This window comes from Micromonospora sp. ATA51, assembly GCF_016802855.1.
Lineage (GTDB): Bacteria > Actinomycetota > Actinomycetes > Mycobacteriales > Micromonosporaceae > Micromonospora > Micromonospora sicca.
Genome location: NZ_JAEVHJ010000052.1, coordinates 11745 through 28652, shown reverse-complemented (window position 1 = coordinate 28652; position 16908 = coordinate 11745). Strand labels below are relative to the sequence as shown.

11 protein-coding genes and 1 pseudogene are annotated in these 16908 nt (G+C 73.6%); 7 read left to right on the top strand and 5 right to left on the bottom strand.

Going from position 1 to position 16908, the window contains the following annotated elements:
* Positions 1–38: 38 nt before the first annotated feature.
* Together JNW87_RS40580 and JNW87_RS11575 are read right to left on the bottom strand one after the other, a co-directional pair.
* Positions 39–284: a hypothetical protein gene (locus tag JNW87_RS40580; RefSeq protein WP_309233936.1), complete on the bottom strand. Its 246-nt coding sequence runs from the start codon at positions 282–284 to the stop codon at positions 39–41.
* A 74-nt stretch (positions 285–358) separates the two neighbouring features.
* Complete coding sequence (locus JNW87_RS11575; protein ID WP_238453657.1) at positions 359–1357, bottom strand: hypothetical protein; 999 nt, start codon at positions 1355–1357, stop codon at positions 359–361.
* Between the two features lie 124 nt (positions 1358–1481).
* Here JNW87_RS11575 and JNW87_RS11570 point away from each other — a divergent pair, with 124 nt between their 5' ends.
* From JNW87_RS11570 to JNW87_RS11545, 7 genes and pseudogenes are all read left to right on the top strand, one after another.
* Entirely contained in the window at positions 1482–2771 is a 1290-nt protein-coding gene (locus JNW87_RS11570) for an adenylosuccinate synthase (RefSeq protein WP_238453656.1), read from the top strand.
* A gap of 107 nt (positions 2772–2878) precedes the next feature.
* A complete protein-coding gene (purD, locus tag JNW87_RS11565) occupies positions 2879–4129 on the top strand; it encodes a phosphoribosylamine--glycine ligase (RefSeq protein ID WP_238453655.1) in 1251 nt (416 codons plus the stop codon).
* A gap of 209 nt (positions 4130–4338) precedes the next feature.
* Positions 4339–4977, top strand: coding sequence for a hypothetical protein (locus JNW87_RS11560; protein ID WP_238453654.1), 639 nt, complete (start codon positions 4339–4341; stop codon positions 4975–4977).
* Between the two features lie 173 nt (positions 4978–5150).
* Positions 5151–7172 (top strand): flotillin family protein, encoded by a 2022-nt coding sequence (locus tag JNW87_RS11555; protein WP_238453653.1) that lies wholly within the window; start codon positions 5151–5153, stop codon positions 7170–7172.
* A pseudogene (locus JNW87_RS40575) lies at positions 7159–7476 on the top strand (DNA repair ATPase); the annotation flags it as partial. The gene JNW87_RS11555 and the pseudogene JNW87_RS40575, both read left to right, overlap by 14 nt.
* Positions 7477–7613: 137 nt before the next feature.
* A complete protein-coding gene (locus JNW87_RS11550) occupies positions 7614–8990 on the top strand; it encodes a DNA repair ATPase (protein WP_309233935.1) in 1377 nt (458 codons plus the stop codon).
* Positions 8991–9655: 665 nt separating this feature from the next.
* Positions 9656–12232 (top strand): AAA family ATPase, encoded by a 2577-nt coding sequence (locus JNW87_RS11545; RefSeq protein WP_309233937.1) that lies wholly within the window; start codon positions 9656–9658, stop codon positions 12230–12232.
* 54 nt (positions 12233–12286) lie between these two features.
* On the opposite strand, the gene JNW87_RS11540 is transcribed toward JNW87_RS11545, so the two are convergent.
* The 3 genes from JNW87_RS11540 to JNW87_RS11530 all read right to left on the bottom strand — a co-directional run bounded on the left by JNW87_RS11540 (position 12287) and on the right by JNW87_RS11530 (position 16908).
* Entirely contained in the window at positions 12287–13810 is a 1524-nt protein-coding gene (locus tag JNW87_RS11540) for a N,N-dimethylformamidase beta subunit family domain-containing protein (protein WP_238453651.1), read from the bottom strand.
* Positions 13811–13911: 101 nt separating this feature from the next.
* On the bottom strand, positions 13912–15477 hold the full coding sequence (locus tag JNW87_RS11535) for an AMP-binding protein (protein WP_238453650.1): 1566 nt from the start codon (positions 15475–15477) through the stop codon (positions 13912–13914).
* 216 nt (positions 15478–15693) lie between these two features.
* On the bottom strand, positions 15694–16908 hold the full coding sequence (locus tag JNW87_RS11530) for an acyl-CoA dehydrogenase family protein (protein WP_238453649.1): 1215 nt from the start codon (positions 16906–16908) through the stop codon (positions 15694–15696).

Genomic DNA, 16908 nt, shown 5'->3' with positions numbered 1-16908 from the left:
GCCGCCGGGCGGCGCGGTCAACGCCCAACCGGGCGGGTTCACCGGCGGGCGGCGGCGGAGCGGAAGCCGGCGGCGTGCGCCGTTCGGTGGCGTGCTGCCGTTGGGTGGCGTGCTGCCGTTGGGTGGCGGGTGGGCCAGGCGGCTGCGGCCGGCTGGCTCGGCACCGCCCACGGCTGGGCGTCGACCGGCTCGGTCGGGTCCGGCGGCCAGAGCGGTTCGATGTCCCGCTCGGGCACCGGCTCTTGGCCCGGTACGTGGGCCCGGTCGGCGTTCTCGTGCACCACGGTTCCTCCCCATTCCTCCCACCGAGGATAGGCCGTCCGGGTTTCCCCGGGGCCCGCCCACGGATCGACGGGGGTCAGACCGTCCAGACCGCCCAGGCGCCCGGCTCGGTCCACCAGGACCGCTTCCGGCTCAGTTCGCCCTCGACGCCGTCGTCGAGGAAGGGCACCTTCTCGTCGCGCGGGACGACCGCCACGGCCCGGCCCCGGGCCCGGCGCACCTCCAGCCGTACCCGCTTCCTGCCCAACGCGGAGCGGGTCACCACGGGAACGGCCACCGCCACCTCGACCCGGCCGTCGGTCGGGTCCGGGTCGGCCAGCAGCGCCACGTCGTCGAGCCGCGCGTACCCGCCCGCGTTGCCCACCGCGCAGGCCATGATCGGCTCGTCGCCGTTGGACAGGACGGCGTCGTCGACCTCGACCCGGGCCCGCCAGTGCAGCGGCCGGCCGGCGTCGTCGGCCGCGCCGAGCAGCGCGCCGTCCAGGGTCACCGAGCCGGCGTCGTTGCGGAGCAGGTCGAGCCGGCGGGCGGTGCCGTCCAGCACCGCCGCGGCCACCGCCGCCGGGTCGCGGGGCAGCCCGAGCTGCGCCGCCAGGTCCCGGTGTGTTCCGCTCCGGACCGGATCCAGCGGCAGTACGGCCACCGTCGGCAGGTCCGGCACGGTCCGGTTCGCGGGCAGGTCGGCGGGGCGGCGACTGGGCGGTGGGGCGTACCGCCGGACCAGCCGGCGCACCACGGCGCGCAACTGTCCGTCACTGGCTGTGGCGACCACGAGCCGGGTCTTCGAATCCGGGTCCGGCCAGGTGAGGCCGTCGGAGCGCGGCGGGCCGTCGAGCCGGGCCAGCACCTCGTCGATCTCCGCGTCCGAGCGGGCGGTGACCATCTCCACCCGGGCGCCCCGGGCGGTCAGCGCGTCCGCGCAGGCCAGCACCGGTACGCGCGGCGTCTCGCAGCGCTCCTCGGCCTTCTCCCCGGCGGCCTCGGTGGCGCCACCGCAGCACGCTGCGCCGCTGCCGCAGCCCCCACCGGGAGCGTCCCGTTCCGAGCCGAGGGTGAGCAGCACCACGTCGTACACCGGCCGAGCCTCCTGCCTCTCGCCGCGACCCCTGCCGGCCGCGCCGTCACTACTTGTTAGCCTGACACCCCGGGCTCGCCAACCGGTCGCCACCTGGCACCCGAGCCTTCTGGAGGCGGAAAAGATGCCAGCGATCGTGCTCATCGGCGCTCAGTGGGGCGACGAGGGCAAGGGCAAGGTTACCGACCTGCTGGGTGAGCGGGTCGACTACGTGGTGCGTTACTCCGGCGGCAACAACGCCGGCCACACGGTGATCACCCCGGACGGCCAGAAGTACGCGTTGCACCTGATGCCGTCGGGTGCGCTCTCGCCCAGCGCGATGATCATCATCGGCAACGGCGTGGTGGTCGACCCGAAGGTGCTGCTGCAGGAGATCGACGGGCTCGCCCAGCGCGGCGTGGACGTCTCCCGGCTGCGCATCTCCGGCGACGCGCACCTGATCATGCCGCACCACCGGGCGCTGGACCGGGTCGTCGAGCGCTACCTCGGCTCCGCCCGGATCGGCACCACCGGCCGCGGCATCGGCCCCGCCTACGGCGACAAGGTCGCCCGGATGGGCATCCGGCTGCAGGACCTGCTCGACCCGGGCATCCTGCGCAAGAAGCTCGAGCTGGCGCTGCGCGAGAAGAACCAGCTGCTGTTCAAGGTCTACAACCGCAAGGCGATCGACCTGGACGCGACGATCGAGGAGTACCTGGCGTACGCGGAGCGGCTCCGGCCGTACATCGCGGAGACCCGGGTGATGCTCTGGGACGCGCTGGACCGCGGCGAGACCGTCCTGCTGGAGGGCGCCCAGGCCACCATGCTCGACATGGACCACGGCACGTACCCCTTCGTCACCTCGTCGAATCCGACCGCCGGTGGGGCGTGCGTGGGCGCCGGCATCCCGCCGACGGCGATCAGCCGGGTGATCGCGGTCAGCAAGGCGTACACCACCCGGGTGGGCGCCGGCCCGTTCCCGACCGAGCTCTTCGACGACAACGGCCAGCACCTGCGCAAGGTCGGCCACGAGTACGGCACCACCACCGGCCGGGAGCGCCGCACCGGCTGGTTCGACGCCGTCGTCGCCCGGTACTCGTCCCGCCTCAACGGCGTCACCGACCTGGTGGTCACCAAGCTGGACGTGCTCACCGGCCTGCCCAAGGTGCCGATCTGCGTCGCGTACGAGATCAACGGCGAGCGGTTCGACGACATGCCGATGACCCAGACCGACTTCCACCACGCCACCCCCGTCTACGAAGAGCTCGACGGCTGGTGGGAAGACATCACCAAGGCCCGTACCGAGGACGAGCTCCCGGAAAACGCGCGACGCTACATCGCCCGCATCGAGGAACTGACCGGCACCCGCGTCAGCGTCGTCGGCGTAGGCCCCGGCCGCGAAGAAAACGTAGTCCGCCACCCCCTCCTCCCCTAACCTCCCGTCTACGTTGATCATGAAAGTTGTCGGTGTGACATGCCGGTGGCGCGCCGACAACTTCATGATCAACGGGGGCGCCGGTGGGGTCAGTAGGATGCGGGGTCGTGCGGGTTCTTCTTGTGGGTGGCGGGGGGCGGGAGCATGCGCTCGCGCTCGGGTTGGCTGGCGATCCGTCCGTGGCGGCGTTGATCGCGGCACCGGGGAATCCTGGCGTTGCCGGGGTGGCGGAGTTGCGGTCGGTTGACGCATCCGATCCGGCGGCCGTTGCGGCGCTCGCCGTCGAGGTCGGGGCCGACCTGGTGGTGATCGGGCCGGAGGCGCCGCTGGTGGCCGGGGTCGCCGACGCGGTACGCGGCAAGGGCATCCCCGCGTTCGGCCCGTCCGCGGAGGCGGCCCGGCTGGAGGGCTCCAAGACGTTCGCGAAGGACGTCATGCTCGCCGCCGGGGTGCCCACCGCCCGCGCCTTCACCTGCACGGACGCCGAGAGCGCCGGCCGGGCGCTGGACGAGTTCGGCCCGCCGTACGTGGTGAAGAACGACGGCCTGGCCGCCGGCAAGGGCGTCGTCGTGACCGAGGACCGGGCCGCGGCGCTGGAGCACGCCGGGGAGTGCGGCCGGGTGGTGATCGAGGAGTACCTCGCCGGCCCGGAGGTCTCGCTCTTCGTGGTCACCGACGGCGAGGCGGCGCTGCCGCTGCTGCCCGCCCAGGACTTCAAGCGGGTCGGCGACGGCGACACCGGGCCGAACACCGGCGGCATGGGGGCGTACGCGCCGCTGCCCTGGGCGCCGGACGGCCTGGTCGACGAGGTGATGCGTGACGTCGTGCACCCCACGCTGGCCGAGATGCGCCGCCGGGGCACGCCCTTCGCCGGGCTGCTCTACGTCGGGTTGGCGATCACCGCCGCCGGCCCGCGGGTGATCGAGTTCAACGCCCGGTTCGGCGACCCGGAGACCCAGGTCCTCCTGGCGCTGCTGGAGACGCCGCTCGCCGGGCTGTTGCACGCCGCCGCGACCGGCACGCTGGCCGCGCACCCGCCGCTCCGCTGGCGGGACGGCGCGGCGGTCACCGTGGTCGTGGCCGCCGACGGCTACCCGGCCGCGCCGCGTACCGGCGACGTGATCACCGGCGCGGACCGCCCGGGGGTCATCCACGCGGGCACGGCCCGCCGGGCCGCCGACGGCGCGTTGCTCTCCGCCGGCGGTCGCGTCCTCTGCGGTACGGCCATCGGCCCCGACCTGGCCGCCGCACGCGACGCCGCGTACGCGCTGGTCGACGGCATCGAGCTGGCCGGCTCGCACCACCGCACCGACATCGCCGCCGCGGCGGTGGACGGCCGGATCACCCTGCCGGACTGACGCACCGCCGCCCGCCACCCGTCCCGCACCGACCACCGCCGTCGCCGGCTCCGCGAGGACCGCTGGCTGCGGCTACGCCGGATCGGCCGGCTCGGCGGTCAGGCGGCCGTGAATCAGCCGTTCGGCGGCCACCGGGTATTGACAACCCATGTCACGATCACCCTGCCGGTGGGTGTGAAGCCCCTGCCGGGAACGGGGGAGGGAATGCGGTGACCGGGTTCGTCGGTACGGCGCTCAGCTTCCCCACCGTGTTGTTCAGCTTCCTGCTGCTGGTGGTCGTCGGCTACTGGCTGCTGGTGTTGACCGGGGTGCTGGACCTCGGCGACGACCTCGACCTCGACGGGGTTCCGGGTGACGTCCTGGCCGGCCTCGGGCTCGGCGGCCTGCCCGCCACCATCGTGTTCTCCCTGATCGTCGCGGTGGCCTGGTTCGTCAGCCTGGCCGGCACCGTGCTGCTCGACGGGCTCGGCCTGGGCGTCGCCGCCCGGGTCGCCGTGTCGGTCGGGGTGCTGCTGGTGGCGCTGCTCGGCGCCTGGCTGGTGACCCGGCTGGTCGCCGTGCCGCTGAGCCGCCTCTTCCCCACCGGTACGGAGTCCAGCCGGCAGGCCTTCGTCGGCAGCCTCTGCACGATCCGCACGGGGCGGGTGACCGCCGACTTCGGGCAGGCGGAGGTGACGGCGGCGGACGGGTCCTCCGCGGTCGTCCAGGTCCGCCAGTCCGGCGCCGAGCCGCTGCGCGCCGGCAGCTCCGCGCTGATCTACGACTACGACGTCGAGGGCGAGTTCTTCTGGGTCATGCCCGCGGGCATCGCCTTCGACCCCGACCCTTCGCGTCCCGCACCGATGTAGCCGCCGCCGGTGACCCGCTCCCGCGACGGCGGGTCACCCCCTCCCGCCTCGACCGGACGGTCACCCCGCCGCCGGTTCGTCCCACGCTGCCCTCGTACCCCCTGAAACGAAAGGAGGATGCGCGGCACCCACCGGTCCACCCGCACCACCGGACCGGCACCGCGCGCTCAGCCATGGATGTCCTCACCACTGGGATCGGCGTACTGCTCGCCGTCCTCCTGCTCGTCGCCCTCGGCGTGGTCTTTTTGGTCAGCCGCCTGTTCCGCAAGGTGGAACAGGGCAAGGCGCTGATCGTCTCCAAGGTCCGCCGGGTGGACGTCACGTTCACCGGGGCGGTGGTCCTGCCGGTGCTGCACAAGGCCGAGATCATGGACATCTCGGTGAAGACGATCGACATCGAGCGGACCGGCAACGAGGGTCTGATCTGTCGGGACAACATCCGGGCCGACATCCGCATCACCTTCTTCGTCCGGGTCAACAAGACCACCGAGGACGTCATCAAGGTGGCGCAGGCCATCGGCACCGCCCGGGCCAGTGACCGGGAGACCCTCCAGGAGCTGTTCAACGCCAAGTTCTCGGAGGCGCTGAAGACGGTGGGCAAGCAACTGGACTTCGTCGACCTCTACACCAAGCGCGACGAGTTCCGCGACCAGATCATCCGGGTGATCGGCACCGACCTCAACGGCTACAGCCTGGAGGACGCGGCGATCGACTTCCTCGAGCAGACCCCGATGTCCCAGCTGGACGCCAAGAACATCCTCGACGCCCAGGGCATCCGGAAGATCACCGAGCTGACCGCGATCGAACACGTGCGGACCAACGAGTTCCAGCGCAGCGAGGAGAAGGAGATCACCCGGCAGAACGTCGACGCCCGGGAGGCGATCCTCGAGCTGGAGCGGCGGCAGGCGGACGCCGAGGCCAAGCAGCGGCGGGAGATCGAGACGGTGCGGGCCCGCGAGGAGGCCGAGATCACCCGGGTCCGGGCGGAGGAGCGGCTGCGCGCCGAGACGGCGAACATCCGTACTGACGAGCAGTTGGGCATCCAGCACGAGAATCGGACCCGGGAGATCGCGGTCGCCGAGAAGAACCGCGAGCGGGTCATCGCGATCGAGACCGAGCGGATCGAGAAGGACCGGATGCTGGAGGTCATCGGCCGGCAGCGGGAGACCGAGCTCAGCACGATCTCGAAGGACAAGGAGGTCGAGGCGGAGAAGCGGGCCATCGCCGAGGTCGTCCGGGAGCGGATCGCGGTCGAGAAGACCGTCGCCGAGCAGGAGGAGAACATCAAGCGCCTGCGGGTGGTCGAGGAGGCCGAGCGGACCCGCCAGGCGGTGGTCATCCAGGCCGAGGCCGAGGCGCAGGAGAACCTGGTCAAGGACATCAAGGCGGCGGAGGCGGCCGAGACGGCGGCGAAGTTCAAGGCCCGCGAGGAGCTGGTGCTCGCCGAGGCCCGGCAGCAGGCCGCCGAGCTGGACACCCGGGCGAAGATCCGGCTGGCCGAGGGCACCCAGGCCGAGGCGGCGGCCGCCGGCCTGGCCGAGGTGCAGGTCCGCGAGCGAAGCGCCGAGGCGATCGAGAAGGTCGGCCGCGCGGAGGTCGCCGTCGAGCGCGACAAGGCCCTGCTGGCCGCGGAGGCGGTACGCGAGAAGCTGAAGGGCGAGGCCGAGGGTCTGACCGACAAGGCGGCGGCGATGGCCGCGCTGGACGACGCCACCCGCCAGCACGAGGAGTACCGGCTGCGGCTGGAGCTGGAGAAGGAGGTCCGGCTCGCCGGGCTGGACACGCAGCGGCAGGTCGCCGAGGCGCAGGCGAGGCTGGTCTCCACCGGCCTGGCGAAGGCGAACATCGACATTGTCGGCGGGGACAGCGTCTTCTTCGACCGGCTGCTCAGCTCGATCTCGTTCGGCAAGAGCGTGGACGGTTTCGTGGCCCACTCGGACGTCGCCCGGGGTCTCACCCAGCCGTGGCTGGACGGCACGGCCAGCTTCACCGACGACCTGACCCGGATGCTCGGCTCGATCAACACCGGTGACGTGCAGAACCTGACCCTCTCCGCCTTCCTGTTGCAGCAGATGCGGGCCGGCGGCGCCGACAAGGGCAAGCTCCAGGAACTGTTGAACGCCGCGCAGCGCCTCGGCGTGGCCGAGACCCCGCTGGCCGCCCTGGCCGGCCCGCGGCAGCGTGCCGGTGAGTGAGCCGGTGCCCGGTCCGACCGGCGGGGACGCGGCCGGTACGACCGGGGCGGACGCCGACGGCCCGGTCGGGCTGGACGCGGGCAGCTACGAGGTGCTGCGGAACCGGCTCGTCGGGCAGGCCGGCGAGCTGGCCCGGCGGGCGGAGCGGCTGAACGCCCGGCGGCTGGAGGTCTTCGGCAGCACCGAGCTGCGCCTGCTCAGCACCGAGCGGATCCGTACCGGGAACAACTGCGTGCCCCGGGACATCGTCCCGGTCGGCGGGCTGATGCTCTTCGGCTACAACGTCTTCATCGGGCTGAAGCCGGAGACGACGGTCGACGACGTCTTCTCGCTGCATCGTTTCGAGCGGGAGCGCGGCGATGTGGGCGAGGCGGGCGACTCCGAATCGTTCCGGTTCGACCGGGCCGGCCCGGACGAGTTGCCGGCCTGCTGCGCGACCCGGTGTTCCAGCGCGACTTCGCCGAGCTGTACCGCTACTACCGGCAGACCCGGCTGCTGCAGCTACGCCGGCTCGACGGTCGGCTGCTGGCGGTGTTCCAGACCGGCCCGCGGACCGACGACATCCGCGTGCTGCGCTGGCGGCTGGACGCCGACGGCGGCGTCGGGTACCTGGACAACCGGGGCGAGCGGGACCACGTCTTCCCACCCTCGCACGACTTCGAGTGGATCGAGACGACCCGGGAGGACCACGTCCTCGGCCGGCACCCGCACATCTCCATCGCCGACGAGATCTTCGTGGAGACGGTCGGCGGCACGCTGACCGTCAAGCTGGAGAACAACACCGAGGTCGGCGAGGGCATCTACGACGAGCCGGTGGACGAGCCGTTGCAGAGCCTGGCCGACGCCGACGTGAGCTGGGCCCGGGTCGGCCCGTTGATCCTGCTGCGGATGCGGCCGTACAAGGAGACCGAGTGGCGGCACCTGGTCTTCAACACGCTGACCCGGGAGGTGGTCCGGCTCGACGGCATCGGGCCGGCCTGCCAGCGGCTGCCCGAGGACCACGGGATCATCTTCCCGGGCGGCTACCACCTGGCCACCGGGGTCACCCGCACCTTCGACACCGACGTGTCCGGGCTGGAGTTCGAACGGGTGGTCCGCTCCCCGAACGGGGAGGACGTCCTCTACGTCTTCCACGCCCGGGCCGACGGCCGCTCGCTGCTGCTGCCGTACAACGCCATCCGCAAGGAGGTGGCGGCGCCGATCCCGTGCCACGGCTTCTCGCTCTTCGACGACGGCACGCTGGTGGTGTTCCGGGCGACCTCCGAGGAGCCGACCCGGGTCCACCCGATGCAGATCTGGCAGACGCCGTACGTCTCCGACGCGTACGCGGCGGCACAGCCGGCGGGCACCGGCCCGCTGGAGCGGATCGGCAACGCCGACCTGGTCCGGGGCATCTCCGACTGCCTGTCGGTGGCCCGGATGGTCGACGGCGCGGCGGCCACCACCGGGGTCTACGAGGCGCTGATCGCGGCCTGCGCCCGGATCGTCGACCACTACCACTGGCTCGGCGAGGCCGACCTCGGCGACCTGCTGGCGCCGCTGGCCGAGCTGCGGCGCACCGCCGTCGCGGTGCTCGACGAGTACGAGAAGGTCCGCGCCCTCACTGAGCAGGCGCGGACGCGATGGACGAGAGCGCGGAGCGGATCGCCTCGCTGGCCCGGCGGGCGCGCGGCGAGGCGCCGCTCACCGCCGACGACTGGGTGCGGCAGCTCGCCGGGCTGCGCCAGGCGCGCGGTCACCTGGAGACGCTGCGGGAGCTGCGGTACGTCGACCACGGGCGGATCGACGAGCTGGCGGGGCGGCTGGACGACGAGTTGACTGCTGCCGGCCGGCGGGCGGTGGACTTCCTGCGCCGGGACGACGCGTTCACCGGCTACCAGGCCGAGGTCGACCGGCTGGCCGGGCGGGGCGCGGCGATCGGCACGGTGGCCGAGGCCGGGGCGGTCCGGGACGAGCTGGCCGGACGCGCCGAGGGGCTGCAGACCATCACCGACGTGGTGGGCGGGCTGGACATCGCCGACGCGACCGTCCGCACCGGGATCCTGACCCGGGTCGGCGAGGTGCTCGGCGCGGTCAACCGGGCCCGGGCGGTGCTGGACAACCGCCGCCGGGAGCTGCTGGAGGTGGAGGGCCGGGCCGGCTTCGCGGCCGAGTTCGCGCTGCTCGGGCAGGCGGTGACCGGGGCGCTGGCGGCGGCGGACACCGCCGAGCGCTGCGACGAGCAGCTGGGCCGGCTGCTGCTGCGGGTGGAGGACCTGGAGTCCCGGTTCGGGGAGTTCGACGACTTCCTCGCCGCGCTGGCGACCCGGCGGACCGAGATCTACGAGGCGTTCTCCTCGCGGAAGCAGGCGCTGCTGGACGAGCGGGCCCGGCGGGCCGACCGGCTGGTCTCGTCGGCGGAGCGCGTCCTGGTCAGCGTGCGGCACCGGATCGGCACGCTGGGTTCGCTGGACGAGATCAACACGTACTTCGCGGCGGACCCGATGGTGGGCAAGCTGCGCGCGGTCGTGGAAGAGCTGCGTACCCTGGGCGACCCCGTCCGGGCCGAGGAGCTGGACGGCCGGATCCGGGCCGCGCGCCTCGAGGCCGGTCGCGGCCTGCGCGACCGCCTGGACCTGTACGCCGACGGCGGCGAGACGATCCGGTTGGGCCGGCACCGCTTCGCGGTGAACACCCAGCCGGTCGACGTCACCGTGGTGCCGCACGACGGCGGGCTGGCGGTGGCGGTGACCGGCACCGACTACCGCGCCCCGGTCCGGGACACCGAGTTCGCCCGCACCCGCCGGTTCTGGGACCAGCTGCTGGTCTCCGAATCGCCGGCGGTGTACCGCGCGGAGTATCTGGCCACCTCGATCCTGACCGCCGCCGAGGCGGGCCGGGAGGGGCTGACCCTGGACGGGCTGCGGGCGGCGGCGGCCGACGCCGGTGACCTGCGCGAGCTGGTCCGCCGGTTCGCCGAGGCCCGCTACGACGAGGGTTACGAGCGGGGCGTGCACGATCACGACGCGACGGAGCTGCTGCGGGCGTTGCTGCGCCTGCACGCCGGGGCGGGCCTGCTCCGCTACCCGCCGGCCGCCCGGGCCGCCGCGCAGCTGTTCTGGCGGTTCGGCACCGCCGAGCCGGACCGGGCCGGCTGGACCGCCCGGGCCACCTCGCTGGCCCGGGCCCGGGACCGCTTCGGCCGCCCCGACCGGGGTGCGGTGCCACCGGAGGGCGACCGGGTCGAGGCGGGGGACGCGATCGACCGGCTGCACGCCGAGCTGGCCGCCGAGGTGGGCCGCTTCCTGACCGACGCCGGGCTGACCGGGCCGGCCGGGGAGGCCGCCCTGGCCGGCGAGTACCTGTTCGAGGAGCTGTCCCGGCCACCCGCGGGCTTCGTCACCGGAGCCGGCGCGCGGGCCATGCTGGACCGGTTCCGGCGCGCCCTCGGCGGTCCGCAGTCCCGCTCCGCCCGGGAGTTCGACGCCGACCTGCGGGCCCTCGACGGCGACCTGACCAGCCGCCACCAGCTGGTCGAGGCGTGGCTGACCGCGTTCCTGGCGACCGACGACGGCACGCTGTCCGGGTACGACCTGCCGGAGGCGGTCGCGGTGGAGCTGTGCGGCGCGGACCTGCCGCGCCACGAGGCGGCGGCGACGATGTCGGAGACGGTCGGCGGGCTGCTCGGCGCGCATCCCCGGATCGTCGGGTCGGCGCTCACGCTGCGGCTGGACGAGACGCTGGCCCGGGCCCGCCGGTTCCGCACCGAGCTGGTGCCCGCGTACCGGGACTACCAGCGCCGGCGCAACGCGCTGGTGGCCGCCGAGCGGGACCGGCTGCGGCTGGAGGAGTACCGGCCGCGGGTGATGAGCGCGTTCGTCCGCAACCGACTCCTCGACGACGTCTACCTGCCGCTGATCGGGGACAACCTGGCCCGCCAGCTCGGCGCGACCGGCGACGCCAAGCGGGTCGACCAGTCCGGCCTGCTGCTGTTGATCTCCCCGCCCGGCTACGGGAAGACCACCCTGATGGAGTACGTGGCCAGCCGGCTGGGCCTGGTCTTCGTCAAGGTCAACGGGCCGGCCCTGGGCTCGGGGGTCACCTCGCTCGACCCGGCGGACGCGCCCGACGCGACCGCCCGGCAGGAGGTGGAGAAGATCTCCTTCGCCCTGGAGCTGGGCAACAACGTCCTGCTCTACCTCGACGACATCCAGCACACCTCGCCGGAGCTGCTGCAGAAGTTCATCTCGCTCTGCGACGGGCAGCGCCGGATGGAGGGCGTCTGGGAGGGCCGGACCCGCACCTACGACCTGCGGGGCAAGCGGTTCGCGGTGTGCATGGCGGGCAACCCGTACACCGAGTCGGGGCAGCGGTTCCGGGTGCCGGACATGCTGGCCAACCGGGCCGACGTGTGGAACCTCGGGGACGTGCTCTCCGGCCGGGAGGAGGTGTTCGCGCTCAGCTACATCGAGAACGCCCTCACCTCGAACCCGGTGCTGGCGCCGCTGTCCGGCCGGGACCGCGGCGACGTCGAACTGCTGGTCCGCCTCGCCCGGGGCGACGAGTCGGTGCGGGCCGACCAGCTCGCCCACCCGTACTCGCCGGTGGAGCTGGAGCAGATCGTCTCGGTGCTGCGCAAGCTGCTGCGGGTGCAGCAGGTGGTGCTCGCCAACAATCAGGCGTACATCGCCTCGGCGGCGCAGGCCGACGCCTCCCGCACCGAGCCGCCCTTCCAGCTCCAGGGGTCGTACCGGAACATGAACAAGCTGGCCGAGCGGATCGTCCCGGTGCTCAGCGACGAGGAGCTGGAGGCGGTCATCGACGACCACTACCTCGGCGAGGCGCAGACCCTCGCCGCGGGTGCCGAGGCGAACCTGTTGAAGCTGGCGGAGCTGCGGGGCCGGCTCACGACCGAGCAGGCTCGACGGTGGGCCGAGGTGAAGGCCGGCTACCTGCGGGCCCGCGCGCTCGGTGGCGCGACGGACGATCCGGTGGACCGGGCGGTGGGCGCGCTGGGCCTGCTCGCCGACCGGGTCGGCGGGGTGGCGGCGGCGATCGGCCGGGCCGCCGACCGGGCCTGACGCCGGCGGCGGGGCGGCTCTCCGGTACGCCGGGCTGCCCCCGCCGCCGACCCGTCAGCCCCGGGCCGGCACCGCCGGACCCGTCGACGGGCCGGCCCGGCCGGTGATCCGGTCCAGCAGGTTGCCGGTGGCCCGCTCGATCCGCTCGTCCCGGTGCCCCTGCCGGTTCAGCGCCATGGTCCAGCACAGGGTGCCCGAGGCGAAGACCAGCGCGCCCTGCGGCGTCTCGTACAGGTGGGTGTTCTGCACCCGGTGGCCGCCGTCGCGCGTCCGGTACGGCGAAGCGCTCAGGACGGCGGCGTCCACCCCGGACGGCCGGGGCACGTCGGCGTGCACGCCGTCGGCCTCGCCGCCGACGACACCGGGGATCCGGTCACCGTCGGCCACCCCGGCGCCCGCCCAGAACCAGTGGTCCGCAGCCCGGACCACCAGCGGCTGCGGGGTGCCGACGATGCCGTTGTACTGAACCCCCAGCAGCGCCTGCTCGGGCCGGCCGACGACGCGCCAGGTGACGGTCGGGCCGGCGCTGTCCTCGCCCGGGTCCGGCGTGGTCTTGGCGCAGGCCACCAGCCGCTCCGGCCGGCCGTCGTCGGCGGGACCCACCCGGACGTGCCAGTAGATGCTGTTGGCGCCGAGGAAGGCGAGGCTGGTCCCGGCGGCCACGGCCTGTTCCGCCGCCCCGCGCATCTCCCACGACCAGTACTCGTCGTGGCCGCAGAACACGATCCCCCGGTGCCGGGTCGGGTCGAGCCGCCCCGAGTGCAGGTCGAAGCTCGTCGCGTAGCTGACGTCGTAGCCGCGGCGTTCCAGCCACTGGATGGCGTCGTGGTCCCGGGTGAGCTGGATCGGGATGCCGTGGTCGGCGTACGGGCGGTCGAAGGAGACCTCCAGCGCCCGGAGCCGGGGATCCCGCCGGCCGGTGGCCGCGTAGCCGTTGTAGAGACTCTTGCCGACCCGCCGGTCCCGCGGCCACTGGTTGTACGCCTGCCAGGTGGTGACCGGCAGGACCACGCAGAGCGCCGCGGCCCGGCGGTCGTCCCGGACCACGAACGGGGTGCAGGCGCGCCAGCCGTCCGCCGAGGTGAAGACCGCCTGGTAGAGGCCGGAGGTCCAGTCGTCCGGCACCCGGACCGTCCAGGAGACCGGCCAGCGGCAGGCGATCGCCCCGGTCACCGGGTCGACCGCCGGCACCTGCTGCGGCACGCCGTCGAACTCGGGACTGGTCAGCACGGTGCGGGCGCCCGCGCCGTCGTACCAACCGAGCCGGTGGATCGAGATCCGGTACCGGCCCGCCGGGTTGACCGCGACGTGGAAGTCGATCGACTCGCCGGGGGCGACGCTGGTCGTCGAGGCGTACCCCTGGATCTGGCGGTGCCGGTCGTTCGCGGCCCGGCGGCCGTCCTCCGGCCACCACGGCGTGCCGGCCGCGCGGTTCTCCACCTCGACCGGGGGTGGCTGCCGCCGGACCAGGGTCCCGCTGCGACGGCGGCCGAGGACCGGTTCGGTGGTGCCGAGCGCCACGGCGGAGACGCCGCCGGCGAGCAGACCGAGTGCCCAGCGCCGGCGGAGACGGACCATCGAGCAGCTCCTGGAACGAGTGAGCAGGGACCTGCCGGGACCGGCGGCGGATGAGAAGCTACCACCGGGCGCCGAGGTGTCCGTCCCCTGTGGCCCGTGCCTCAGCCGTAGTAGCGACGCAGCTCGCGACTGAGCACCTTGCCGGTGGCGTTGCGCGGCAGGTACTTCACGAAGATCACGTCCCGGGGTACGGAGAAGCGGGCCAGGTAGTGCCGGACGTACTCGCGGACCGCCTCCGGGTCGAGCGTCTCGCCGGGGTGCAGGGCGAGGAACGCGGCGAGACGCTGGCCGTACTCGGGGTCGGGCACCCCGATCACGGCGGCCTCACGGACCTGCGGCAGTCGGGCGAGCAGGTCCTCCACCTCGGAGGGGAAGACGTTCTCGCCCCCGGAGACGATCATGTCGTCCGCCCGACCGTCGACGAAGAGCAGGCCATCGGCGTTGACCCGGCCCAGGTCGCCGGTGTTCAGCAGGCCGTCGTGGGTCTCCCGGCCGGCTCCCGAGGTGTACCCCTCGAAGAGCATCTCGTTGCCCACGAAGATCCGCCCGACCCGTCCGTCCCGGACCGGTTCACCGGCGTCGTCCAGGATCTCCAGCCGGGTGCCATGCGGCGGGCGGCCGGCGGTGGTCGGGGCGGCGCGCAGGTCGGCCGGGCCGGCGATGGACGCCCAGGAGACCTCGGTCGAGCCGTACAGGTTGTAGAGGACGTCCCCGTAGGCGTCCATGAACTTGGGGGCGAGTCCGCCGGGGAGGGCCGAGCCGCTGACCGCGACCACCTTCAGCGGTGGCCGGGGGTCCGGCGCCGGCACCTCCAGCAACCGCTGCAGCATCACCGGCACGGCGAAGAGCGCGTCGCACGGCTGGGCGGCCAGCGCGGCCACCGTGGTGGCCGGGTCGAAGCGGCGGTGCAGCACGATGGTGGAGCGCAGGGCGAACGCCACCTGGAGGGCCGCGTACCCCCAGGTGTGGAAGAGCGGCGCGGCGATCAGCACGGTGTCGCGGGCGTGCAGCGGAATCCGGTCGATGATGGACACCAGCGGGCCGAAGCCGTGCGGGGTGGGCCGGCGGGCGCCCTTGGGCGCTCCGGTGGTGCCGGAGGTGAGCACGATGGTCCGGCCGTCCCGCTCGGGCGGCTGGAGCTGGTCACCGGGCAGGGCGCCGGCGATCAGCTCCTCCTGGCCGCGCTCGTCGACCCGCTGCACGTCGGCGGGGAGGCCGAGGACCCGCTCGGCGAACTCGGCGTCGTGCACCAGGACCCGCAGCGACTGTTCCTCCGCGACGGTGGTCAACTGCGCGGCGGAGAGGCCGGTGTTGACCAGGACGGCGTCCGCGCCGAGCAGCATCGCCGCGACGACCGCCTCGATCAGCCCGTGGTGGTTGCGGCAGAGCACCCCGATCCGGTCCCCGGCCTGGACGCCGAGCCCGGCGCGCATCGACCGGGCCAGCCGTTCGGCCCGGTCCAGCAGCTCCTGATAGGTCAGCTCGACGCCCTGCTCGTCCACGACGGCCGCCCGACCGGGGTCGCGGGCGGCGGCCTGGCGCAGCTCACCGGCGAGGCTCCAGCCCCACTTGCGCAGCGCGCCGAGCTGGGAGGCGACCCGGATGGGACGGCCCGGGGTGAGCAGTCCGCGCCGGGTCAGCGTGGCGACGATGAACGGCAGGTCCAAGCCGCAACCCTCCTTCGGGGAGCACGGAAGGGCCCCCGGAGGAGCCCTGCCACGCCGAACGTTTCCTCCCGATCATGCACCCGCGGCGGCCGGGAGCCCAGCCGGCGGTCACCGGGCCCACCCGTCGCATACCGTGGGTCGTGCACGTCGGAACGGAGGGTGAGGAGGCGGCACCCGCGCCGTGGCGGTCGGCCGGTGGGCCGACCCGGCCACCGGTCAACGGATCTGCATCCCGGAGATCGCGCGGGAGATGACCAGCCGCTGGATCTCGGAGGTGCCTTCGAAGATGGTGTAGATCTTGGCGTCCCGGTACCAGCGTTCGACCGGGTGGTCGCGCAGGAAGCCGGCGCCGCCGAGCAGCTGGACCGCCTTGTCGGTGACCGAGACGGCCACCTCGCCGGCCTTGAGCTTGGACATCGAGCCCTCGCCCGCGGTGAACGGCCGGTTGTTGCGCCCCATCCAGGAGGCCCGCCAGACCAGCAGCCGGGCCGCGTCGATCTCCATCTTCATGTCGGCCAGCGCGAACGCGACCGCCTGGTTCTCGATGATCGGCCGTCCGAACTGGACCCGGTCCTTGGCGTAGTCGAGGGCGTACTCGTACGCCGCCCGGGCCACGCCGAGGGCCTGGGCGCCGACCGTCGGCCGGGACAGCTCGAACGTCCGCATCGCGGCCTGGCCGGAGGCGCGCTGGCCGGAGCGGGCCCGGTCGAGGCGTTCCAGCAGGGCGTCCCGCCCGCCGAGGAGGCAGCGCCCGGGCACCCGTACGTCGTCGAGGAAGACGTCGGCGGTGTGCGACGCGCGCAGCCCCAGCTTGCGCAGCTTGCGGGTCGCGCTGAGCCCCGCCGTGCCCGGCGGTACGACGAACGCCGCCTGCCCGCGGGAGCCGAGCGACGGGTCCACCGAGGCGGTGACCACGTGCACCCCGGCGATCCCGCCGTTGGTGGCGTACGCCTTCTGCCCGCGCAGCACCCACTCGTCGGTGGCCTCGTCGTACACCGCCCGGGTACGCATCGACGCGACGTCCGAGCCGGCCTCCGGTTCGCTGGTGCAGAACGCGGCGACGGCCGGCGAGTCGACGTCGCCGAAGCACTGCGGCACCCACTCGACCAGCTGGTCGGGCGTGCCCGCGCCGTAGATGGCGGCGACGGCGAGGGAGGTGCCGAAGATGCTGAGCCCGATGCCGGCGTCGCCCCAGAAGAGCTCCTCGCTGGCGATGGGCAGGGACAGGCCGGTGGGGTCGGCCCAGCAGGTGGCGAGGAACTCGAAGCCGTACAGGCCGACCTTCGCCGCCTCCTGGATGACCGGCCAGGGAGTCTCCTCCCGGGCGTCCCACTCGGCCGCGGCCGGGCGCACGACCTCGGCGGCGAAGCCGTGCACCCAGTCGCGCAGATCCCGCTGTTCCTCGTTCAGGTCGAGCGAGAACTCGGTCAC